29 protein-coding genes are annotated in these 23,500 nt (G+C 31.5%); 2 read left to right on the forward strand and 27 right to left on the reverse strand.

All coding sequences use genetic code 11. The features are described from left to right. Positions 1-75: 75 nt before the first annotated feature. On the reverse strand, positions 76-885 hold the full coding sequence (locus tag HM992_RS04255) for an NAD(P)H-binding protein (protein WP_179318831.1): 810 nt from the start codon (positions 883-885) through the stop codon (positions 76-78). Between the two features lie 122 nt (positions 886-1,007). Here HM992_RS04255 and HM992_RS04260 point away from each other — a divergent pair, with 122 nt between their 5' ends. Then, complete coding sequence (locus tag HM992_RS04260; RefSeq protein WP_178986265.1) at positions 1,008-1,493, forward strand: CBS domain-containing protein; 486 nt, start codon at positions 1,008-1,010, stop codon at positions 1,491-1,493. A gap of 48 nt (positions 1,494-1,541) precedes the next feature. Here HM992_RS04260 and HM992_RS04265 read toward each other — a convergent pair whose 3' ends face one another. The 17 genes from HM992_RS04265 to HM992_RS04345 all read right to left on the reverse strand — a co-directional run bounded on the left by HM992_RS04265 (position 1,542) and on the right by HM992_RS04345 (position 13,841). Beyond that, positions 1,542-1,892 carry a hypothetical protein gene (locus HM992_RS04265; protein ID WP_179318832.1) on the reverse strand — a complete coding sequence of 117 codons (351 nt, stop codon included), beginning with the start codon at positions 1,890-1,892 and terminating at the stop codon, positions 1,542-1,544. Between the two features lie 41 nt (positions 1,893-1,933). Then, positions 1,934-2,578, reverse strand: a complete 645-nt coding sequence (locus HM992_RS04270; RefSeq protein ID WP_179318833.1) for a spermidine synthase — start codon at positions 2,576-2,578, stop codon at positions 1,934-1,936. A gap of 146 nt (positions 2,579-2,724) precedes the next feature. After that, entirely contained in the window at positions 2,725-3,645 is a 921-nt protein-coding gene (locus HM992_RS04275; RefSeq protein WP_179318834.1) for a hypothetical protein, read from the reverse strand. A gap of 31 nt (positions 3,646-3,676) precedes the next feature. Further along, positions 3,677-4,132: a VOC family protein gene (locus tag HM992_RS04280; protein WP_179318835.1), complete on the reverse strand. Its 456-nt coding sequence runs from the start codon at positions 4,130-4,132 to the stop codon at positions 3,677-3,679. A 30-nt stretch (positions 4,133-4,162) separates the two neighbouring features. Further along, positions 4,163-4,873, reverse strand: a complete 711-nt coding sequence (locus HM992_RS04285) for a membrane or secreted protein (RefSeq protein WP_179318836.1) — start codon at positions 4,871-4,873, stop codon at positions 4,163-4,165. A gap of 60 nt (positions 4,874-4,933) precedes the next feature. Continuing rightward, the gene (locus HM992_RS04290) at positions 4,934-5,212 is read right to left on the reverse strand and encodes a hypothetical protein (RefSeq protein WP_179318837.1); all 279 of its coding nucleotides are present in this window, start codon (positions 5,210-5,212) and stop codon (positions 4,934-4,936) included. A 105-nt stretch (positions 5,213-5,317) separates the two neighbouring features. Beyond that, complete coding sequence (locus HM992_RS04295; RefSeq protein WP_179318838.1) at positions 5,318-5,746, reverse strand: hypothetical protein; 429 nt, start codon at positions 5,744-5,746, stop codon at positions 5,318-5,320. Between the two features lie 578 nt (positions 5,747-6,324). After that, on the reverse strand, positions 6,325-6,465 hold the full coding sequence (locus tag HM992_RS04300) for a hypothetical protein (RefSeq protein ID WP_179318839.1): 141 nt from the start codon (positions 6,463-6,465) through the stop codon (positions 6,325-6,327). A gap of 6 nt (positions 6,466-6,471) precedes the next feature. Then, positions 6,472-7,302 carry an alpha/beta hydrolase gene (locus HM992_RS04305; protein ID WP_179318840.1) on the reverse strand — a complete coding sequence of 277 codons (831 nt, stop codon included), beginning with the start codon at positions 7,300-7,302 and terminating at the stop codon, positions 6,472-6,474. 122 nt (positions 7,303-7,424) lie between these two features. Beyond that, positions 7,425-8,483, reverse strand: coding sequence for a hypothetical protein (locus HM992_RS04310; protein WP_179318841.1), 1,059 nt, complete (start codon positions 8,481-8,483; stop codon positions 7,425-7,427). Between the two features lie 18 nt (positions 8,484-8,501). Further along, entirely contained in the window at positions 8,502-9,113 is a 612-nt protein-coding gene (locus HM992_RS04315) for a hypothetical protein (RefSeq protein ID WP_179318842.1), read from the reverse strand. 11 nt (positions 9,114-9,124) lie between these two features. Then, positions 9,125-9,604 (reverse strand): hypothetical protein, encoded by a 480-nt coding sequence (locus HM992_RS04320; RefSeq protein ID WP_179318843.1) that lies wholly within the window; start codon positions 9,602-9,604, stop codon positions 9,125-9,127. Between the two features lie 228 nt (positions 9,605-9,832). Then, on the reverse strand, positions 9,833-10,336 hold the full coding sequence (locus HM992_RS04325) for a hypothetical protein (RefSeq protein WP_179318844.1): 504 nt from the start codon (positions 10,334-10,336) through the stop codon (positions 9,833-9,835). A gap of 163 nt (positions 10,337-10,499) precedes the next feature. Then, complete coding sequence (locus HM992_RS04330) at positions 10,500-11,594, reverse strand: serine hydrolase domain-containing protein (RefSeq protein ID WP_178986249.1); 1,095 nt, start codon at positions 11,592-11,594, stop codon at positions 10,500-10,502. A 173-nt stretch (positions 11,595-11,767) separates the two neighbouring features. Then, a complete protein-coding gene (locus tag HM992_RS04335; protein WP_179318845.1) occupies positions 11,768-12,328 on the reverse strand; it encodes a DUF2004 domain-containing protein in 561 nt (186 codons plus the stop codon). Positions 12,329-12,490: 162 nt separating this feature from the next. Continuing rightward, positions 12,491-13,039, reverse strand: coding sequence for an STM3941 family protein (locus tag HM992_RS04340; RefSeq protein ID WP_178986231.1), 549 nt, complete (start codon positions 13,037-13,039; stop codon positions 12,491-12,493). A gap of 175 nt (positions 13,040-13,214) precedes the next feature. Continuing rightward, positions 13,215-13,841 (reverse strand): hypothetical protein, encoded by a 627-nt coding sequence (locus HM992_RS04345; RefSeq protein WP_178986230.1) that lies wholly within the window; start codon positions 13,839-13,841, stop codon positions 13,215-13,217. A 224-nt stretch (positions 13,842-14,065) separates the two neighbouring features. On the opposite strand from HM992_RS04345, the gene HM992_RS04350 reads away from it, so the two are divergent. Beyond that, entirely contained in the window at positions 14,066-14,401 is a 336-nt protein-coding gene (locus HM992_RS04350) for a single-stranded DNA-binding protein (protein WP_178986229.1), read from the forward strand. A gap of 80 nt (positions 14,402-14,481) precedes the next feature. On the opposite strand, the gene HM992_RS04355 is transcribed toward HM992_RS04350, so the two are convergent. The 9 genes from HM992_RS04355 to HM992_RS04395 all read right to left on the reverse strand — a co-directional run bounded on the left by HM992_RS04355 (position 14,482) and on the right by HM992_RS04395 (position 23,469). Continuing rightward, positions 14,482-14,865 carry a hypothetical protein gene (locus HM992_RS04355; RefSeq protein WP_179318846.1) on the reverse strand — a complete coding sequence of 128 codons (384 nt, stop codon included), beginning with the start codon at positions 14,863-14,865 and terminating at the stop codon, positions 14,482-14,484. Between the two features lie 30 nt (positions 14,866-14,895). Then, a complete protein-coding gene (locus HM992_RS04360) occupies positions 14,896-15,444 on the reverse strand; it encodes a carboxymuconolactone decarboxylase family protein (RefSeq protein ID WP_178986227.1) in 549 nt (182 codons plus the stop codon). A 145-nt stretch (positions 15,445-15,589) separates the two neighbouring features. Continuing rightward, positions 15,590-15,742 carry a hypothetical protein gene (locus tag HM992_RS04365; protein WP_178986226.1) on the reverse strand — a complete coding sequence of 51 codons (153 nt, stop codon included), beginning with the start codon at positions 15,740-15,742 and terminating at the stop codon, positions 15,590-15,592. 90 nt (positions 15,743-15,832) lie between these two features. Continuing rightward, complete coding sequence (locus HM992_RS04370; RefSeq protein WP_179318847.1) at positions 15,833-16,675, reverse strand: helix-turn-helix domain-containing protein; 843 nt, start codon at positions 16,673-16,675, stop codon at positions 15,833-15,835. Between the two features lie 305 nt (positions 16,676-16,980). Continuing rightward, positions 16,981-17,751 (reverse strand): 3-hydroxybutyrate dehydrogenase, encoded by a 771-nt coding sequence (locus HM992_RS04375; protein WP_178986224.1) that lies wholly within the window; start codon positions 17,749-17,751, stop codon positions 16,981-16,983. After that, positions 17,744-18,526: an alpha/beta fold hydrolase gene (locus HM992_RS04380; RefSeq protein ID WP_179318848.1), complete on the reverse strand. Its 783-nt coding sequence runs from the start codon at positions 18,524-18,526 to the stop codon at positions 17,744-17,746. The genes HM992_RS04375 and HM992_RS04380 overlap by 8 nt, the downstream gene beginning before the upstream one ends. An 11-nt stretch (positions 18,527-18,537) precedes the next feature. Next, positions 18,538-21,030, reverse strand: a complete 2,493-nt coding sequence (locus HM992_RS04385; RefSeq protein ID WP_179318849.1) for a TonB-dependent receptor — start codon at positions 21,028-21,030, stop codon at positions 18,538-18,540. Between the two features lie 157 nt (positions 21,031-21,187). Beyond that, positions 21,188-22,603 carry a hypothetical protein gene (locus HM992_RS04390; RefSeq protein ID WP_179318850.1) on the reverse strand — a complete coding sequence of 472 codons (1,416 nt, stop codon included), beginning with the start codon at positions 22,601-22,603 and terminating at the stop codon, positions 21,188-21,190. Further along, complete coding sequence (locus tag HM992_RS04395) at positions 22,600-23,469, reverse strand: alpha/beta fold hydrolase (protein ID WP_179318851.1); 870 nt, start codon at positions 23,467-23,469, stop codon at positions 22,600-22,602. Before HM992_RS04395 ends, HM992_RS04390 begins: the two co-directional genes overlap by 4 nt. Positions 23,470-23,500 lie beyond the last annotated feature (31 nt).

Below are 23,500 nucleotides of genomic sequence, written 5' to 3' on the forward strand. Positions count from 1 at the left end.
TCTTTAATTATTTTATCTTTAAAGGGTTAAATCTATAAAAATTAATAAGAAATGATCTTAAAAATCTTATAATTTCTATGGTGCCTCTTTAAAGGTGTAATTCAAAAGTTGTACCATAATTTTACTGTCTATGATTTTTCCTTTGCTTTCTCCTGAAGTACTAAATATAGGACGCGGTAAGTTATTGCGTTCACAATGTTCTTTATAGTAAGATTCTTTATTGGGATGTTTTGGATAGACTGCGTTTAATGTGACACTCCAAAATCCATTTTTAAGAATAGAACTTATAATGGCGATACAATCTGTTTTATGAATTAAATTTATGGGAGCTTCGGGATTTGAAATATTAGTTTTTCCGGATAAAAACTTTGAAGGATGACGTGTCTCATCTATCAAGCCACCAAACCGTAAAATTGTGGTTTTAAAATTAGAATTTGCTTGAAGCATTTGTTCTATGGCTATGAGTTGTTTCCCGTTATTGGAAGTTGCATTTGGAATTTTTTTCGCTGTTATAACCGGAAAATTTACCGCATCTTCAAATACAGAAGTAGAGCTTATGTAAAGGATGTTTTTTATCTTATGTTTTTCAATTTCAGGTATTAAATGCTTAATCTCTTCAACATGATTTTTAGTTGAATCTTTTCTTAATCCTGGTGGAATATTAATGATAACGGTATCACTTCCTGTTAAAAATTTAGAATAATCCCATGAAATTGAAGTTTCAGTTAAAGTGATTAAAAACGGATTTATCCGCTGCTTTTGTAATTCTTGTAACTTACTCTTAGTAGTTGTAGAACCATTGACTATGTAGCCTTCTTTAACTAATTTCTGAGCTAAAGACAACCCTAACCAACCACAACCAATAATGCTTATTTGTGTTTTCATAACGTATAGATCTAACCTTAGGTTAAAAATACGTAATATTTGTGCTTATGCATTTTGATTTTTTTAAGTGGTTAATTTTCAGTATTTTTAGAATTAACTCTAACCTTAAAAATCATAACGTTATGGCAATAAAAAGTTTCCAAGGAGCGCGTAAACAGCAAAATGCTAATGAGTCTACGCAATTAAAAGTCAAAGATTATATGTCTACCAAACTTATAACGTTTAGACCAGATCAATCTGTCCAAGAGGTTGTAGAGGCTTTAATAACTAATAGAATTTCTGGTGGACCTGTAGTAAATGAGAAACAAGAATTAATTGGAATTATTTCTGAAGGTGATTGTCTAAAACAATTAAGTGAAAGTAGGTATTACAATATGCCTTTAGAACACGATACTGTAGATAAGCGTATGGCAGTAGATGTAGAAACTATTGATGGTAATATGGATGTGTTTGATGCGGCAAATAAGTTTTTAAACTCCAAAAGACGACGTTTTCCAATCGTTGAAAACGGAAAACTTATTGGGCAAATTAGCCAAAAGGATATTTTAATTGCAGCACTAGAATTAAAAGGCGAAAATTGGAATAGTACCACGAAAAAAGGCTCTTAAAGACAAATCGCGACTTGTCCGTACACGCAACTTGTCTGAACTGTAAAATTAATCATCGCGCTTCACCAAAGCATAATACTCTCCTTCGAGAGGTAAATAGCCTTGGTCGTACACAAAATAATAAACAGTGCCAGCTTTGGTCGTATATATACTTGTGAAATAATTAAAGTCAAAACCTTTCTCCACCATTTTCGCTCTAGAGCATTTCATTTTTTTATTGGGATTGAGTGCTTCTAGGATTCTATAATTTTTTCTAAGTCGGTTATTAGTGTTTCTAATTAAGTTTTTAGAATCTTTATTTAGGCGGTTGTTTTGCGTATTTCTACAACCATCGCTACAGTATTTTTTATCAATTCTACCAACGATTAAATCACCACATTCTGGACACTTTTTCCGCATAACTTTAAAATTAAGTACTTACAATATACTAATTTATAACGTTATAAGGAATTTGTAATGATAACAGTATTGGTGTTGTTTACTTTTTTATAGACGTCTACTTTATAGACTTTTGTTTTAAGGTAGTTAACTAAAGTTTCAACCTTGTCTAAATCGGATTCTTTTACCGAAGCATTAAAAAGTAACGTCCCTTTTGAGGATTTTGATTTTAATACATAATCCCAAAACGCTGTACTCAAGAATTTATCCGGAACCGAAAGATCGATATAAAGATCAATTATAATTAAGTCGAATAATTTGGTGTTGGCTTCAAGAAAAGCAAAAGCATCTGCACAATGAATTTTGAGATACTGATTTTCTTCAATTCCAAATTCTGATTTCGCAATGTCTATAATAACAGGATCTAATTCTACGGCTTCAATAGTGTTACTGTAATTAAAATCAGTGCGTAGCGTTTGAATAACGCTTCCGCCTCCCATGCCTAAAACCAAGACTGAATTGATTTTTGAAAGCTCAATTTTTTCTAAACCATATTTTAAAATACGTTGTAAAGAGCCATAACTATAATTCGCATTGGCTGAATTGAGGTGTTTTTTGCCATTGAACCACGTAATTTCTAGTGTTCCGCTGTATTTAGAATCAATGGTTTTTGTAACAGGATAAATATAACTGAGTAGTTGCTTCATAGACGACATAAGGGTAGGCTTTATTACGTTGAGGGATTGTTTTATTCTGTATTCTCATGCTCGAATTCAGTTTTAGGATCTTCTTTAGAAAGGTATTGTTTGGATTAGAGTTCCTGATTCATCTTTGAATCGTAGTTTCCAAAGCGCTAATTCAGCATCCAATTTATGAGGTCTTTGGTGTCTATAATAGCCCAACTATGCGGATGCCTCTCGCCATTAGAGCGATAGCCTTTGTCTTTTGTTGGGATATATGCAACATCTTTAAATTGAAATGCATGCAATGATTCCGAGAGCTTTTTAATGTAGTAAGCATTTAACTCTTCATATTTTGCCATGGTATTTTCTTTCCACCAAAGAGTATCTGGCTCAGTGTAAAGTCTAATTTTTGTGTTTTTTAAGTTTTTTAAAGCGTTGATATTGTTTGTTTTCGATGTAAATACAGCATGTTTCTCATAATTAAAAAGACTGTCGGTTGGAGTGCCAAATTGTGTCCCTAAAGTTTCAAGTAGCCATGTGCTTTCTTCTACTGCAGAACTTGAAAAATCACGTTCTACATTTTTCTGAGCAGTATTGTACAACGCAACTAAATCAACAGGTGAATCTACTATAAAAACACCTTTAGGAATAATTTTAGAATTTTGATTGGTCATAAAATTACTAATTAAAAGTGCCATATTTCCTCCGCTTGAAAAACCGCCAATATAAATATTATCTGTTGGTAGTTGGTTTGTTTTAAATATGTTTTGAAGCTGTTCTGATAATTGTGATAATTCATTTTGCTCTAGCCATATTTTTCGGCTATAATTCATATACAACACTGAAATGTTATTATCTTTTGCGCTTTCTAGTATTTTAAATTCGCGTTTGATGTCCTTGGCACTTTCAGGAAAACCACCAAAAAGCACTAATACTGCGTTTGCGTTTTGTGATGATTTGTGTAATTCATAATCTTCATTTATGATGTCTTTAAATATTATTTCTGTGACGGCTTTTTTTTGTTCTTGTTCGGTGTTTTTGCAAGAGCTAAAAGCAAATATGAATACGAGTATTACAACATAATTTTTCATCGGTAGCGTATTACTTAGGTTAAAATTTTAATTATTCGTTTTCTAATGCTTTCCATTGTTCGTATGATAAGATGCCATTTTCGGGTTTAGATTCACCGTTTAAAATCCCTATAAATTCTAGAGAATGCCCATCTGGATCATTAAAATATATTGATATTGCTGGCATCCATGCAAAAATCATTGGTCTTTCGGTACCATCGTTTAGGAAATTCCGACATTTAATTGCCCTTTTTTTAAGATAGTTTACCGCTTCATTTAAAACCCAATCAGGTTCACATTGAAAGGCAAAGTGTCTAATATCAATTTCCGCTTTTGGTTTTTCCCATAAGCCTAACATAAACTGTTTGGGTTTGCCAATCCAAAAAAATACGGCGCGTCTTTCATCTTCAAAATGGCATTGTTCTAATTCCAATTTGTTAGTGTAAAAATCTATGGAACGTTCTATATTTTCAACATATAAGTGTGTTTCAAACAGTCCTTTTATCATGAGTTTATTTTTGAATTTGTAATAGTCACATTATTCCCTTAAACTCCAAATTTCGTTTAGTGGATCTCCTTTGCTAGAAAACCCAGTGTGGTTCCAATCTCCATCAGTTAATTTATAATTAAATTTTAAAGATGCACCAACTCTAGAATCGTCCTTTGAAAAGAATTCAATGTTCTCTGTATAGTTTCCGTTTTCGGTGGTGTAGGTGCCTCCTCCTGTACCCAAAAATTGTTTCGTTTCTGTGTTATAGGCAATCCATTGAAAACGGGTTCCTGATAATATTTTCATGGTTTTTCTTGGTTTGCTGGTATCTCGTGTTTGCGTTTCACCATTTCTTACTCTACCAGACATTAACCAAGCCCCTTGTAATTGCCCTGGTTCGCCATCGTCTATTCTAGTGAATTTTAAGTCATTGTCAACAATTTCAATATTGTTGTCTGTAACAGCAACTTTAAAACTGATTTCTGTGCCAACAAGTGCAGGGTTTTCGGTGTGAAACTCTATTCTCTCGGTCACCATATCTCCTTCTAATGTCCATGATCCACCATTTGTTTGAATAAATTTTCCGGTTGTGGCATCATAGGTCGTTGCTACTTTGTAACCATCGGTAAAAATGACGACGGTTTTTAATTGGTCGCCAGTTTTAGTCATTGTATAGGTTTCCCAAGCGCCAATTATACTTTGGGCCTCAGTACCAAAAGAAATTAAAATACAAATTACTAATCCAATTATGATTTTCATGATGTTATAAATTTTGGCACAGAGATTTAGTTTAGGTATTTGTAAGTTAAGCTTTTAGGTTTAATTTGTTGCTTCTTTTTCTTCTTCTTTTTTATTGTATTTGGTGTGTGCTATTTTTTTCTTCTCTAATATGGCGTAGAATCTCCGAGGTGAGATTTTTAGGTCTTTAGTGATTTCACTCACCTTTTTAGTTCCTTTTTTATAAAGTTTTATATTTTCATTTACTTTTTTGTTGAAATAGTAATCTTTCAGCTTATCAACAACTTGTAATTCTGTTAAATTAGAATCATTTACATAGTTTTCTATTTCGGACGTTATGTTAGATAATTTAGTTTTCATGAAGTTTATTTTTAGGGTTTTTGTGTTTGCTTAGTTCCACGTTTAAGCACTAAAGTTAATGAATAAAAACTAAAAATAAAATCCTAAGGGATTTTTGTAAGCGTGTTAGTGCTTTTGATTGTATCCGGTGTTTTGTTTATTTTTTATAAATTCTATTATTTTTCCAATTCCGAAAACAGTTAATGCAAGAGTTCCTGAAACAACGCATCCAGTTATAAATGAAAAATTTCTACCAGTATCACTTATTAGATTTCTCATGGCTTTTTTCTGTTGAGGTGTGATTTCATTTCCGTTAAAAAAACCATCTTTATTTAGGTCAAACGTATTTAAATTCCATTGTGCATAAATGTCATCATAAGTAGATGTTCCAACGATAAATAGGTAAAACGAAAAGAAGACAGTGACGCTGATCCAAAACCATTTCATTTTTGTGTTTCTAAATATGCGCTTTCTTTTTAAGAATAGGATTCCTAAAACTAGCATTGAAATTAATGATGGAATGATTAAATGATATGGTAAAGTGATTTCGTTCATTAAGATTTAGGCAAATGGTTTATTGTTTCAATCGCATTCCATTTTGTAAATGTCTAAGAATTTTGTGGTAAATATTTTAATTTCCTTTTTCTTTTTGATTTTAGTGATAAAATATATGAGAAGTAGAAGCAAAGCACTAATAATTAGAACTAACCAATAGCTTTTTAAGTGGATGAATGAGAATAAAGAGAGTGCAATGCCAATAAGCGCTAAAAACTTATCTTTTAAAATTTTTCTAATTTTTAAATAAGATTTTATTTCAAATTTCCTATCCGCATTTAGAGTTCCAACGATGAAATAATTATTAGGCAAGTAATTTCGTGTTAATTCAAATTTTTCCAATTCTATATACCCATTGTAATGACCATTCTGAATTAATTTATTCAAAATATGCAATGACTTCTCATTTTTGGGAATTTTTCTTTCATACATTGAATTACGCATGGTGTTGGTCATTATTTTTTTATCGACTGCGTTTTTAAAATCAATTACAATTACCTTATATAGCGTCTAAAAAGTTAAGACATCTCCCCATTTTAAAAGCAATATTATTAACGCTGTAAGCGCACCGTTAATCATTAATATAAAGTGCCAATAATACATTTTTGAAGTCCAGTTTTTTCAGTGGTTTCTTTTTTCATAAAACCTTCAAAGAACTTTATGACTAGAAACGTAATTCCTATAAAAAGTGGTATTGCTATTGTCCAAAAGGTTTTCATGTTTTATTATTTTTTGTCAGTTTTAAATAGGGATTCAAAGGCATTGTAAACTGCATTATGTAAAGCGTCTCCGTGTGTTTTGTTCTCTAAGAAATCGTAAAATAATTTGGTGTTCTGACTTTTAGTCTCTTTTAGTTTGTCATATAGTTCTTTAGTAGTGCGTTCCATGATGGCTCCTTCTTTTCCTCCTGCTATGTATATCGATTTATTTGAATCGTAGGAAGCGGGTTGCAGATCTAGTAGCTTTTCATCGTCCCACCACAAACTTGGACTCACAATAATATAGTTATCAAAAAGTTCTGGGTTTTTAAATAGTATTTCTGTTGCTAATAACCCGCCCAATGATTGTCCAATAATCGTTTTTACAGGTGTTGTTCTGAATTTAGCATCAATATACGGTTGTAATTCTTTTTCTAAAAAGGTTATAAACTTTTCAGATTTACCAGATGTAGGAAATTCTGTTTGGTCTAGTTTATTTTGAGAAGGATACGTAAAATCTCGTTTTCTATCCACGTTTCCGATACCAACAACAATAGATTCTGGAAGCATATTAATCCAAGAAAAAGATCCAAATTGAACGATTCCTGAAATATGTATAAAATCTTCATCTTTTGAGCCGTCTAGTAAATAAATAACAGGATAAGTTTTTGAACTATCAATAGAATAACTAGGAGGCAAATAGATGTTCAATGCTCTAGTCTCATCTAATAGTACTGATTCAATGTGCACCGATTTTCCAATCGAAAAATCTGTTTCACTAATTTTTTTAGGTAGTTCTTGTGCATAAGACAAATGCGTGAATAACAATAAAATCCAAATGAATGTAGTTTTTTTCATGTTTTTTTAATTGGCTGTAATGTGTGTGTTTAATTCCATGGCTAAGCATGTAATTTAGTAAATATAAACTTAATAAAAATAGGTAAGTGTTTTTGTAAGTAGTTGAAAATTAGCCATTAATTTTATGCGTTGTTGGCAGAAGTTTTTATTTGTTTTTCTTTTGTTTTTATTTCGTGTTTCTTTAAAATTTCAGGATATAAATTCCGTGCTGATAGATATTCGGATAGTTCGATTTCAAAATCTCCATAGACTTCAAAGAGTTCTTTAGTAGGTGCATACTTTTTTTCATATTCCCAATAATATTTACTAAATATGTCGGAAAACAGGACTGATTCTTTATATTCTTTAATATCTACTAAAACATGGTTATACAACTTTATTTCTCCGCCAGTTTCAAAAAATGTTTCTCCATTTTTAAAAAGAATTAAATTTGTTTTTTCCCAATTTTTAGTTTTTTCATAACCATTTGTAAATCGTAACTTACTTTTCTCGTATTTAATTAGCCAATCTATCATTGACTTTTCGGAAGAACTATCAAATTCAGCAAGTGCTTTTTTAGCAGAATTATGATTTTTAACTAATTCGTTAAAATTCTCAATGGTCATATAAATTGATAAGAAAGGCCAAACAAAATTATAATCCCAATCTAAGTCTTTTACAGAATTATGTATTTTTTTATTGTCTTTAAACCAAGAAACAAACTTATCAATATCTGTTATTTTGTTCTCAAATTTCTCAAATTCTTTTACGGCAACTTCTACTTGTTTTTGAAGTGATGAAATATAAGATGAAGGATTGTAATTTTTACTTTCATCTTTTTTAAACCTGAAATAAATACAGTTTTTCTTAATGAGGTTTTCTTCGTTTTTAAAAATATTACATCTAAATAAATCTACGATTTCATTATTTTCCTCTTTAAAAAGTAAATCTAAATAGTCATTGTTTTTTGTTAAAAAAGTATAGCCATTACAACCATTAAAGCATTTATTACAAGTTCCTTTTGAAACGTTCACAAATTTTGTAATTCCTTGATTTTTTAACTTGTTTAACTCAATACTTAACGTTTTAATAAATAACTCTTTAGGAACCTCCATGTAAGCTTTGTCATTGTCTAAAACGACGTCTAGCAAGGCCATATCCATTTCTGTTATAGCTTTTATAATTGCTTTTTTATTACTCATAGAAGTGGTGAGGTTTTCTTAATCGGTATTCCATAAGTTTGAATCGTCATTTTCATAAGCATCGCTATGCCAATTGTTATATTCTCCTAGTTGTGACCTATCAGTAACTCTATCATCATAGTAACGTTCGGCTTCTTCCTGAGTATAAATTGTAAGCCTTGTGTATCTACCTAATTTGCCATATTTCTTTTCTACTTCTAAAAAAAGTAATAATTTGGGATTTAGTTTAATTTTCTGAACTAATTCTTTGTTACATATTACTGCAACACGATTTAAATTATCCCAATGCCTAAAGTTTGCATTGTTTCTGAATTCATCCGTTTTAAAATGAAATTTTGAAATTCCTATTTCTTTTTTTATGATGTCAATAGTGGTGTTTTCAATGTTTTCAAATTGAAAATCTTTAACATCTTCATCTGTATAATATTCTTCGGCATTAACTCTTTCATAAAGATATTTATTAATAATATTTATAATATTACCATAGTTAAAAAACAGTCTTTCCTTTAGGAGTTTAGATTTTAGGTCATTATTGGGTATTTTGTGTATTAAGTGACTTAATGGATAAGTGCGTTCTAATTCAATCGCTGAATTAATGGAAATTAATAATTGCTTTAAATTTTCATTCATTTTTCTTATAATTAAAATGGTAAACCCAAATCAATTTCATCATTGTAAAGGATGTTACAAGAGGAATGTTCTTTGTCTTTGTATTTATCATAAATATTTTTTTCTGTACCTAAAGCAACGCATTGTTCTAATTCCTTTCTTTTCTCAAATTCAACCTCATTATAGACTAAATAAACATTTTTTTTGCAATCACTACAAAATTTAATGTCATCATCATTGGTTTCAATTAAGTCAGAATAAGATTTAGAACACGGATTTTTAAAAAGACTTTTATTTATTTCTAACTTCATACTTTTAATATGAATCATAGCAAAATGGTAATTTTCATTTTCAATTTCAATGCCAATATCTATTATTAATTTTTCAGTATTAGATTTTTGTTCCTTGAAGTTGTTTTTAAAAAACGAAAGTGAAAATTTATCATTATCCATTACTAATGCTTGTAAAATATTTAAATTCTTAAGAGTTAGTAAATTGGGGTTATTAGTCATAATAATTATTATTTAAGCTGTATTCTTTATTTCAGAAATGCGTGAGTTTAAATTACAGCAGAGACAGTTTTGTGTATGGTTAGTTGTGTGCTTTAAGCACCTAATTTAGTAAATAAAACACAGTTAGACCCGAGCGCAGCGAACTGGCGAAGCAATATGCCGCAGGAATGTTAGTAAGTCGGCAGTGACCAGGTAATTAATTATACACAGTGTTGTACACTGGCTTTTTTATTTTATAATTCCGCTAAATGTTTTTGATTCGTTATAAATAGTAATTCCGAAAAGATTCCATTTCAAAACACCGTTAGCAGTAAATTCCGCTTTTTTAGATTGTTTGTAACTATTAGTTTCAATCGATGTAAATTCCCATTCGTAACCGCTAACAAATCCAGTTAAGAAACTATTACTTTCTATGGGAATCAATTCGGTTTGTTCAATCGAATACTTTACGTGCATATTTATATCAAAAGTCAAATTATTTTCGAGCGTTACTTTTTCTACTTCTGAAAAGTTCTTTTTGTTGTAGTTGTTTGATATTGTAATTCGATTCGTTTTTTCCTCCGAATTAGCAGCAGAAATTACTTGAACAATTCCAATTACCATTACAAATATTGAAACAACTTTGAATCTAGGATTAAAAATTCGTTTACCTTTTCTAATAATTCCAACAATCAGATATAGAAAGTAGAAAACAATAATTAAATTAATAATTGACCAAAGTAAATGTATCATAGGTTTTCGTTTTTCAGCTTGTTTATAAAACGGTATTGTGTATGGTTGGTTGCGTGGTTAAGCAACTAATTTAGCAAACTTTTACGAACCCGTAAAAATTCCGAAGGAATTTTCCAAATAAGCACTTGCCAAAGCAATTAATTAAACACGGTGTTGTAGCTAGTTATTTTTTAACTACTTCTTTTATTTTTTCAAATGTATCTTCCCAATTTACATTACCATATTTTTCTCCCATTCTTACAATAATTAAATTTTGGGATGGACTGACAAATATAAATTGACCTAAAATACCCTCTGCAATAAAATCTCCTTTTTCGTTAGGTATCCACCATTGATATTGATAGCCTAAATTACTACCTTTCAAAGAATCTAATTTAGTTGAATTATGAACCCAAGATTCAGAAACGATTTGTTTACCATTCCAATTGCCTTTATTTAGATATAAACGTCCAAATTTTGCAAAATCAATTGCTCTAGCGTTTATACAACAAAAAGTTTTTTCTAAACCATCTTTCTTTTTGTCAATGCTCCAAGACGCACTATATTCCATACCAACTTGTTTCCATAGTTTTTCTTCCAGATATTGAGAGATGCTCTTCTCTTTTAAAACTCTGTCTAGTATTAAACCTAATAATTGAGTATTACCACTAACATATTCTGTTAACTCGTTAGGTTTGTTTTTTAGTTTTAATTTTAAACTTGATTTTTCTAAATTTCTACCATAATAGAATGTTGCTGCGTGTCCAAAAGGATTAATATAACTTTCGTTAAAATCAAGTCCAGAAGTCATCTGCAAAAGATTTTCAATAGTCACATCTTCAAATCCGTTTTCTTTTAGTTCAGGTATGTAAATTGTTACTGGGTCATCAATTGAATTGATATATTTGTCTTCAATTGCACAACCTATTAAAAAAGAAGTAAATGATTTTGCCATTGAAAAAGATGCAACTATAGACTCTTTAGAATAGTCGTTAAAATAATTCTCATATTTTAATGTATCATTTTGAATTATTAAAAAAGCTACTGTTTTACTTTTGATAAGAAAATCTTCAAAACTACCACCATCTTTTAATGTGATATTAAGTTCGTTCTTTTCATTATTTTTAAAATAAAAAATATCGGTAGAATCATTTTCTATTTTTCGCTCAGGGAAAATTTTATAATCAGTTATATCGGCAAAATTATAATATGCAAATCTTCCAACTGTACAAGACGATGTAGTAAATAATATTAATAATAGATAAATTATTTTTTTCATTTCAGGCGTTTTTTTTAATTGGCTGCAATATGATTGTGTATGGTTAGTTGCGTGGTTAAGCAACTAATTTAGCAAATAAATCACAGATAGAATATTCCGCAGGAATGTTCGTAAGTCGGCAGTGAGCAATGAATTAATTATACACGGTGTTAGCTGTAGTTATTATTTCGTTTTCAACTTTCCCACGTTATGTCATGTAGTGTTCCATCTTTGTTGATATTCACAACTAAAAGCTGATTACAAGGTTCTCCATTAATATCAATTGAATAATCAAAAGTTCCGAAATAAGAATGTTGTGGATAAATTCCAACTCTAATTAAGTTCAGTTTTTCCATTAAAAGACTATTTCTCGAATTGTTTCGATTTTTCAAGTTTATTATTCCAGCTAATTCACTTTCGTCAAGTTCGTCTAGATAGAAATTTAAATAGTCAGATACCTCACTTGCGTCTTGTTCAAAATCCGATTCTAAATAACTTCGATTTTGAATATCAAATTCAGGTATTTTGTTTACGAATTCTACGATTTGATTTAATTCAGATTGATTTGTTGATTCAAGCTCAAAATTTATATCCAATTTCATTATGCGCTCTCCATAATTCAATTTCCAATTGTAATAATCTTTTAATTTTTGAATGTCAATTTCTTTAAAATCTGGTTTCTCCAAAATTCTGATTTCTACTTTACTATTTTCAGGTGCTTCTTTATTTTTTTTAAAAAGGTCAAATATTCCCATTTTTCGTTTTTCAGAATTGAGTGAGTTAATTACAGCTAACGTTGTTGTGTGTGGCTAGTTGCGTGGTTAAGCAACTAAGTTAGTAAACATTTACGAACCCGTGAAAATTCCGCAGGAATTTTCACAAGTAGGATAAAACCTAGCAATTAATTATGCACGGTGTTACCCAACGTTTTTATTTCGTTCAAATTCAGTTTGTATTAATTGTTCCAGTTTTCCAAAATCATATTTTAGAGTATTGGATGTAATCGAAAGTGGTGTTCCGTACATTTTCATATTCGAACGCATAAGTTTGGCTTTCATTCCGCCTTTTGCTTTTTCGATATATTTTTCAGGATTCGTGACGTTAATCAGTAGAAATTTTGATGACATAACTTGCTTTGTTATGATATCAGTTATATCATTCCATTCAATTAATCCGACACTCGATGCGTTTGAGTTGTCAGTTATTCCGTTTGAGTCAATTGTCAGTCCAACTTTTTTGTCAAACAGTTTTTTAAATCCAAAAATTCCTGTAGCACCAAAAAACAAAATACTTAAAATCCCAACTCCTTTTACTACCATTGGATTTCTCAATATTCTAAATGAATGTTCTTGAAAACTCTCCGCATTTGTAAACAGCCAAACTCCTAATATTACAAATAATATAGAACCTCCAATTCCTAAAAGTAATTTGTTTTTGCTTAATGGTATTTCAATCTTTTCTTGCATTTAATTCAGTTTTTGGTTTGAGTGGTTAATGTTGGGTAACGTTTATGTATAAGAATAGTTGCGGGTTTGTATGCGAGGAATTTCCGAAGGAAATTCAGAAGTTACAAACACGCAACGACCTTTGATTAAGCACTAAGCCGCAATTATTTTTATACGGTGTTAGCAAATCGGTTTTTTATGTTTTAATCATATTTATCATTCCATAAGAATAACTTCCTTTTGGTAATCTGTCTCTAAAATCTTTAAAATATTTCCACAAGTTAAATTCGTTGTTAATTGACTTTAATATGTTCCGAACGTTTTTTATTTCAGACATTTCTGGGTCTTGATATCTTTCGTTTTCTGGTTCCCAATATGAGTAGACATGTCTTGTTTTTCCATTTCCGATTTCAAAAACATATGTCTTTCCGTCAAATCCTTTCGGATAGTTTTCAATTTCTGCACAATCTTTTAAGGTCTCAATATTTTCCGCATTTAGAGAGTTAATTAATTTCTCAACAATTCTGTTTGGAATTTTTATTTTTTGATAAATAATCTCTGACTTATTCTTTCTTTTATTTTCTGTCACAAAATTTGTCAAAGTTCCGTTATAAGTTGAGTCAGTTATTTTAATCAGTTCCACAACTTGATAATCTGTCCAAATTCGGTAAGCTTTTTCAAAATTCAGACTGTCATAATGTTTTAATCCAATTTCAATTCGGTCAGACTCGATATAAGGATTCCAAAAGGATTCTTTTTCGGTTTGTCCAAATGCAAAAGTCGAAATCAGACTTAAAATTAATATGTGGATTTGTTTTTTCAACTGTTTGCTAACATGCAAATATCAGCACTCTAATGTATTCCTTATAAAAATACAACAAAACCCATCATAATCAACTATTAGTCATTTACAAACGAAAACAATTAATTACAAACGAATGTAAGTAGGTAACTACCGAATAATATTTGCAAGCCTCTACATCTTTGCAGTGTCGAAACATTAGAACTCGATAGTATTAACTGTTTAACCATTAAAAATTAGAAATTATGAACACACTTAAAAACAAAGTACAGTTGATTGGTAACTTAGGACAAGACCCAGAAATCACCAATTTTGAATCCGGTAAAATCTTAGCTAAATTTTCTATCGCTACTAACGATAGTTATAAAAATGCACAAGGTGAAAAGGTCACAGACACACAATGGCATAATGTTGTTGCTTGGGGAAAAACAGCTCAGATTGTAGAAAAATATATTACCAAAGGCAAAGAAGTAGCCATAGAAGGGAAGCTAACCTCAAGATCTTGGGAGGATAAAGATGGCATGAAACGTTACATCACCGAAGTGGTTTGTAGCGAGCTTTTAATGCTTGGAAATAAATAGCATTTATTTAGATATAAAACTAAAAAGAGCAGCCCATTAGGTTGCTCTTTTTTATTTAATACAATATGTCTTTTTATAAATTACTTCACTAATAAAGTGTATTGTGGTGTTGGATTTAAAGGACAGAAATACACATATCCTCCTTTTGCTAATGTCGTAATATTACTAGATTCCGAAGTATTATTCTCTACAGCTTTAGTGACATATGCCGTTTTAATATGGTTTTCTGGTTTAGACACATCTGCTCCTTTTGGGACTAATACAAAACCAACTTGGTGACCTACATTGTTATTCGCAATTTCAAAAATGTAATCTCCTTCTTCTAAGGTTAATGATTCTTGAGTAAAGGCACCTGTGGTTTGTTCTAAAGTCACTGTTGTTGCTTTAGTTTTCATGTTGTCTTGTGCATGTCCTGTTAATGTAAAGGTTAATGCAAGTACGATAATTGTGATAATTTTTTTCATCTTTTTAAATTTTGTGGGTTGCTGTTTTAATTAAATGGTTTCTAATTCTAAAGGTTGTGCTACCGGAAAATCTACAGGTACTTGCGTCGTACTATGTACATAATTAGAAATGGTTTTGTCACCAACTAAAGCAATAGTATCTATTAAGTTTCCTTTGGTATAGCCAACATTAAAAAAATGTTCTAACACTGTTGCGTCTGTTTTACCTCTGTTTTCCGTAATGTTTTTAGCTAATTTAGCTAAAGCATCTAGTTTGTCGTTTACAGTAGAATATCCAGCTCTCAATTCTAATATTTGTTGGTCTGTAAAGCCGTTCATTTTTCCAATGGCAGTGTGTGCAGAAAGACAATAAATACAATCGTTGACTTCACTCACAGCAAGATTGACAACTTCTTTTTCTTTAGCAGATAAGGATGTTTTTGCGTTAGCAAATGTTAAGTAATTTTCTAAAGCAGTATCACTATGTGCATAGGTTGCATATAAGTTTGGTACAAATCCTAAAGCTTTATTTAGGTTATCGAAAATAGCTTGGTTGGTAGTACTTACGTCTTCTCTGGAAGGCACATTAAATGTAGTCATAATTTTAATTGTTTATCCTGAAATGTATTCAGGTGTTTATAGTATATATTTTGATTTTTTTGTTGGTACAAAGTTGGGGTATAATACAGCTGTAAAGAATATGTAAAGTTCCTTTTAACATGTCATTTTTTCCCGTTAAATTAATTTAGCTTATAAATGGCTTTTCGGCATCACAGTAATAATCATGAATATGATTTTGATCACAATGCATTTCTGTATTAATGGTATTCGCTATTTTCTTTGGACTGTTTGTAAATATCTCTATGAGATTGAATATGGATTTGATTTTTAGTTTCATCTTGTTATTGTTTTAATATTACAATGCAAAGATGCGAGGAAAGGGGATGCTATAAAATGAATAAACTGCCCTTAGGCTTGTCAATTTTTCCTAACTAGAGGTTTTTAAGCGTTTTTTGTAGTCTGAAGGTGACATGGAGGTGCTCTTTTTGAACAAACGACTTAAGTGAGAGGCGTCTTCAAAACCGATATCGTATGCAATTTCTTTTGCTGTTTTATCGGTGTAGACTAATTGACGTTGTGTTTCTAATACAATACGGTTGTGTATAATTTGTAATGGACTTCTGTTTAGTTTTGCAAAATTATTAGATAGGGTTTTGGGTGACCTAAATAATTTTTCGGCATAAAAAGCGACACTGTGTTCTGTTTTAAAATGTTGTTCTACTAGAAAATTAAATTCTCGGAGTAAATCTACTTTAGAACTTTTTGGAGAATCGGATATGCCTTCTTTAGCTTTTAATAATCGTGTACTCTTTATAATAAATCTCGCCATTAACATTCTGAGCATCTCGGCTTGTATGTTGTCTTCGGTTTCCAATTCGTCTATAAAAACGTCGTGAAGCGTATCATATTTTTGTTGCTCGGCTTTATCTAAATGAATCATTGGAATATTAGTATTTCCAAAAAAGAGAATACCAACACAACTCACTTCTTGATCATGATCTTTAATGCAGTAAAACTCACTATTAAATTGATACATTATAAGGTCATTACCTCCATTGTATTGCAGATATTGAATAGGTGTTAATGCTAATATACTATGCGGAGGAACCGTAAACGGAACGCTGTCAATAGTTAAATCGATAGCTTCTGATTTTGCCCAAATAAACGTATATAACTCACACTGTTTAGCTGTTTTAAAGGAGCGTAAATCAGTTTCATTTCCAATATTGAAAATGGCATTTGTAGAAAATTCTTTAAAAGTATGAGTCATAACCACTAAGTCTGATTAGTGGATTAAAAATTACAAAAAAAGAAATTTAGTTACGTGTTTGTCTGATATGTCATAAAAAAGGCATCAGATTTTTGACTAACACTTAAAAATTTTCTGATGCCTAATTTTAAATAAAGTATGATTTCTTAAATAGCAGATTTTAAGAAACACATACTGTAATTATAAATTTGTTTTAAGGTTAAAAATTATTTGCCATGTACATAGAGTTAAAATATTTTACTTAACACTTAACACTTAACACTTAACACTTAACACTTAACACTTAACACTTAACACTTAATATCTTACTGCGCACTCCAGCCTCCATCTAAAGCAAAGGAGGTGCCTGTAATGGTCGTTGAGCTGTCTTTTGCTAATAAAATCGCCATATCTGCAATAGCTTCAAGTGGTACAAATTGTTTTACAGCTTGTTTCTTTAGCATTACTTTTTCTACAACGTCTTCTTCCGTCATGTTGTGTGCTTTGGCTTGATCTTTTATTTGGCCTTCCACCAAAGGTGTTTTTACATAACCAGGACAAATCGCATTACAAGTAATATTAAACGGCGCTCCTTCTAAGGCCATCACTTTGGTCATTCCTATAACTCCATGTTTTGCTGTAACATAAGCCGATTTAAATTCTGAAGCTCTAATGCCATGTACGGAAGACACATTGATAATGCGACCAAAGTTTTGGGTTTTCATCTGTTTCCATGCGGCTTTTGACGCGTAGAACACAGCATTCATGTTTATGGCAATAATGTTTTCATATTTCTTATTTGGAAAGTCTTCAATAGGAGACACAAATTGAATGCCTGCATTATTAACTAATACGTGAAGGCTTCCAAATGTGTTTATCGTTTCATTTACTAAATGTTCAATCGCTTCAGATTGTAATAAATTGGCATTAGAAAACCCGACTTTAATAGCATATTTCTTTGCAATAGCATTAGCAATATCTTGTCCGTTAGATTCTAAACCATGAAACATAATATTATAACCTTCTTTAGCAAACTGATGTGCAATACCTAAACCAATGCCACTTGTGCTTCCTGTAATAAGGGCCGTTTTAACCATGATTTAAAAATTTTTGAAGTTCTAAATTAAAAGCATCAGGTTGGTCAATTACAACTCCATGTCTAGAGTTTTTTATCACAACTAATGACGCGTTTTGCATGCGGTTAACATAGTCTTCTTTAAACGAAACAGGAGTGTAATCCATATCCGAACAAACAACTAATGTTCTGGTTTTTATGTTATTTATTTGCTCTCCCAGACCCCAATCCATTAGAGAGACAAACGATTTGTAATACGCATTATAATCGTTCTTTTTACAACGGGCTTCAAATTCATCTCGCAAAGCGACTTGGTGATCTTCTGGAAACATATTAAATGAAATTTCTTTTGATAAGGCATCCAATCCTTTGGTTTCTAAAAAATGGGTTCGGTTCTTTAAAAGATCTTCTCCAATTTTGCCCATATCATTAAAATCTGGACCAGAATTTACAATCACTAAATTCTCTAAATACTCAGGATGTTTTGCAGCCATTTCAAAAGCGACTGCTCCTCCCATTGAAAAACCAACAATGGTTACTTTACTAATATGGAGTTGGTCTAATAGTTGCTTTACGTCTTCGGTCATTAATGCTACACTATACGCATCTTGTGGTTTTGTAGAGGCTCCATGACCTCGTAAGTCTACAGCAATAACACGACGGGTTTTAGAAAAGAAAGGGACTTGTGCGTCCCAATCTTTTTTAGTGGATCCTAGTCCATGAAGCAGCAGAAGAACTTTCCCTTGGCCGTGATCTTCATAATCTAGTTCTATATTGTTCACTTGAATTTTTAACATGTCTTAGAAACTTAGTTTACAGTGGACTTCTTTTGTTTAAGACTGAATTGGTACTTTAATTCAAAAGAAACTAAGGTTTCAATTATTGGTGAAGCAACAAACTCTCTGTTTTTAGCATTTAATAAGTTGGTGATGCTTAGTCCCATTGATAATTGGTCTGTAACGTTGTAGCCTGCATTGGCATCTATAGTGAAACCTCCTAATTGACCGTAATTCCAAGTTCTTCCGACTTGGGCGTTTTCAACAATTTCATTAACACCATCTCCATCTTGATCTTGTGTTTCTGCCGCAACGTTTATACCAGAGAAGAAATCGTATTTTTCAACAAAACGTCCGTAAACAGCGCCGTAAAATTTTCCTTTGTTATAATGAAATCCAACGCTAAATTTGTGATTTGGTGTATTAATCGGTAATTCACTTTCTAGAACTTGTCCGTCTAAATTTCCGTCATTGGCAAGGTCATCTGTATCTAAGTTACGACCGAAGTACGAATAGTTAACAGTCGTTCTAAAGTTATTATTGAAATAATAGTTTAAACCAATATCAGCACCATACGTATCTACGTGACCAAAGTTTAAATAGGTTAAAACAAACGAACCGTCAGAACCATCTACAAGATCTCCAATTGGAGTGTTACCAACATGGGTTACATTATTTCCATTTGCAGCATCTGCAACGTTAACTAATGGACTTATAAAATTATCCGATTGGTTATAGTACGCATTAACATCAATAAATAATTTTTCTGATAATTGACCTTTATACCCTATTTCATAAGAATTAATGGTTTCTACGTCTAATCTCGGAATTTCAGTGCCATCTGTTAAGGTAAACCCTTCACCATTTCCAATAACTAAACCGCCAAACAGGTTGCCTTTAAGGTTTAATATAGATGGTACAGCGATACCTTTTCCATAAGTTACTCTAAACGTTCCGTTGTTAAGCTTTTTAGTAACGGCTACTTTTGGGATGAAGTTGGAACCATATAAATCGTGATTATCATAACGTCCTCCTAATAAAAATCCCCATCCAGAATCGTCTAATTTATATTCTAATTGTGTATAAATTCCTGTTTGACCTAAATCAATTCCTCCTTCGTCAAAAAGGTAGGTGCCTTTAGAATCTGCCATATCTAATTGGTATTGTGCACCTAAAGTAACATGCAGTTTATCCCAACTATTATTGTATTGTGCTTCTGCATTAAAACGTTCTGAGGCATCTTTAAAAAGTGCACCACGTTGTAATGGAATGCCATCACCTTGATTAGGACCAAATTGAAACCATTGTTCTGTATATGACCGTTCGCGCGCTTCTGCCTCTGAAAACCCATTGTCTATAAACGACACATAATTTTGCGTTCTTTGGTTCATAGCATAAGTGTCTTCCGTATTACTCCATGTGTAATAAGTGTTAGCAAAGAAGTTTTTAGATACAAATTTTAACTGCGCCACATCAATACTCCAATCTTTAATTTGGTTACGACCAGCACTCGTAACTCCAATATTACTATTGTTACTATGGCCATAATATCCAATTATCTCAGAAGCTTTTGTTGGCTTGTAATACAACGAAGCACCATATTTTGAAGATTCAAAATCACGATCTAAATCTAATTCTTTGTACGCTTTTGTGCCTACATAAACACTATCTGCATAATTGAATTCTTTACCTTGAGAATGTTCAAAATGAAACTTATAAGCAAATTTTTCGTTGATCGCTTCAGCATGTCTTAATCGCGTGGTAAAAACACTTTGATTACCAAAACCTAAAGCTACAGTAGTACCTTCAGATTGTCTAGGGTTTTTAGTAATGGTACTTACTAAACCGTTATGTGCATTTGGCCCATAAAGTGTTCCGTTAGGGCCTAGTAATATTTCAACACGTGCAATGTCGTCTTTGGTCACTGTAGAGAATGATCCCATTGGCAAGCCGGTTGCAATTAATGTCGATAACCTATCGTCTGTAACTTGCAGATTTTTAGAATTGAAAGCTGAATTGAAACCTCTAATATTAATGCCTGTACCTAAAACACCTGTTCTTACGAAGTCAACTCCTTTTTGTCTAGAGGCTAATTCTCCAATATTAAAACTTGGAAATTCTTCGATATCTCTAGCGGTAATTATGTTAACGGTTGCAGGTACATCTGTAATTTTTTGAGGCTGTTTATTGGCTGTTAATACCACTTCATCTAAAACACTATTAGATTCATTTAGAGTAAGATTTAATGTGGTTGTATTTCCTCCTGTTACAGAAACACTTGTCGTTGACGTTCCGTAGCCAACATAAGAAACAGAAATGTCATACGTGCCTTCTACAATATTTTCTAGCATAAATTTACCGTCGTAATCGGTAATTGTTCCTTTATCTAAGGCTTTAATATGTACGGTAGCGCCAGATAATGGCATACCACTTTCTTCAGAAATTAATCCTTTAATGCTGCCCGTTTCTTGAGCAGTAACCATAAAAGAACTAATGAGGGTTAGTAAAAAAAATAATTTTTTCATAATTAGAGACTATTGATTAAGTTAGTTTGAGTGGCAATCTATTATGAAATTCAAACTAAACATTGATAAATTAACAAGCTTATTAGTGTGACTTTTTTAAAATTAGAGTTATTAAATTACGAATATCATAATATAAGCCTTGTTTTTACTGTAAAAACTAGATGTGTGACTTTAATTTTAAAAAGGCTTCGGGAAGGTTGTTTGAGAGTCGATCAATAACCTTAATCATCAATTGTTTTTGATTTTTTGTAGGTTGAATGTCTTTAAGAGGAGCTTTTATTTCGTCTAATAATCGTGAAGAATTAATCTGTCCTTCCATATATCTTGAAAGTGAAATACTCCATGAAATATTGGGTACGTAGTTATTCTGTTTTTGGCGTTCACTTTCCTTTTCTGTAAGGTTGAATTTTGAAGCTAATTTTAAAACGTCTTCGTATTTTTCTAGGATAATTAAGACGTTGATAAAAGACGTAAAAAAATGATGCCAACGATGGTTGAGCACTTCATTTTTATACTGTCGTAAAAACGTTTTTGCAGTAGCTTCTGCTAATTTATTTTTCTGAAGCTCGGCTAACACACGGATTTGGTATGAACAATAGCCTATTTTTTGATGGTAGTTGTGTGTTTCTTTATATAAATCGTGATGTTTTTCTAAAAGGCAGAAGGCTTTTTCGGGTTGGTGATTTCGTAATAAAATGGCGACCAAATTATTCAGATACATTAAAACATCATTGTTGTTTTGTCGTATGGATAAATAGCCATAAAACTCGGCTTTTTCAAATTCATCTTGTTTAGAGTGTAGTAAAACTCGACTCGCATAATAGTTAGAGAGCAAGCGTCTAGAGTACATTTCTCCTTGACTAAAATAATAGTCTATTTGGTCAAAAATGACTTTTAACTTATCATTCTCATTGTAATTAGTATACATAAAAGCGAGCAAGACAAACGCCTGATATCGGTTTTTACCATCAATATGTTCATCTTTAAACACTTCAAGTAACCACGTTTCTAAATGTTTTGTTTCGTTATTGTTACGAGTGTATTGGTTGGTGATTTCGGTTGTGGCGTCGTAAAGTTTGTCTTTTGTCGCTTTGGCTTCATTATAACTATCACTATAAGCATCTAAAAAATCGGCTACAATTTTATGATCTTTATAGCGCATTCTTACTAAGAGATACGATTTGTACTCTTTAGCAAGATCATATAAATTCTGAAAATTAAACTCTATATTTTTATAGATTGAAATGTAATGCAGAAAGGCTTTTTCTTCGTGTGATGCAATGGCATCGGTTAAAATCTTTTTTTGAAGAGACATAATCCAAGCAATAGTGGCATCAACATCTATGCTGGCTAATTTTTTTTCAACCCAATTTTTAATGTAAGAATATTTGCGCTTATCGATGTTATTATCAAAATCTACACGTTTATTATGAGATAATGCATTTGCGATGAGTAGCTCAATTATTTCAAGCTTTTCATTATCTGTAAATTGATATCGCGACTCTAAATATTTAGCTTCATTAGGAAGAATGGTTTTGCTAAATTCTGTAAACTTTTTAAGCTTTGTTTTCATTCTGCAGCTACAAATTCCTGAATAAGGGTATTAACTTCTGTTGGTTTTTCATACTGTACAAAATGTCCAGCATCTTTTACAAAGGTGATGTTTGCAGAGTTGATTTGCTTTTTTGCAATATCTGCTACGGTTTCAATGGTTAAATCTGGATTAAAATACCGATTAGGAATTAGCATATCCTTATCACCAAAAATAACTAAAGTCGGTTGTGTAATTTGTTTAAGCTCTTTAAATACAGTGTCATCTAACATTCCAGAAATACTGTTGACAATGGCTTTACAATGGGCTTCAAAATCGGATGCGTCTTTAATTTTCTTACGATCATTTACCATTTTAGAAACATCCTCTGGTTGCGCGTAAAAATTAAGGGCGTAATTTTTTTCAATTTGCTCATCAGTGGTATTTTCTACGGATTCTGGTGTAAAATAAGCTTTCATAAATGCAGCGTTTGTTTCCGAAAACTGTTCTAATCCAGCTGGTGCCACCAATATTAATTTTTCTATAGCATCAGGATAGGTGGTGGCTAATTTTATACTCGCTTGGCCTCCCATGGAATGTCCTATGAGGATGGTGTTTTTTAAGTCTAGTTCTTTAATGAATTTGTATATAATTTCAGCGAAATAGGTTGGAGTATAGGCAGCTTCAGGTTTTGAAGATTTTCCATAGCCTGGTAAATCTAAAGCAATACACGTGTAGTTTTTTCTTAATGTGTTAATGTTTTTCGCCCAAGCATCAGAATTACTGCTTAAGCCATGCACAAAAAGCAATGTTTTTTCTCCATCTCCTTCTTTAACGTAACTTATCTCTAAACTATCTAAAGTCGTAGATTGGGTTTCAAAATTGTATTCAGACATTATGTCTTTCATGAGTGGTTTAGAGTTTTGGGTAAATACAGTC

This window comes from Winogradskyella helgolandensis, from assembly GCF_013404085.1.
GTDB lineage: Bacteria > Bacteroidota > Bacteroidia > Flavobacteriales > Flavobacteriaceae > Winogradskyella > Winogradskyella helgolandensis.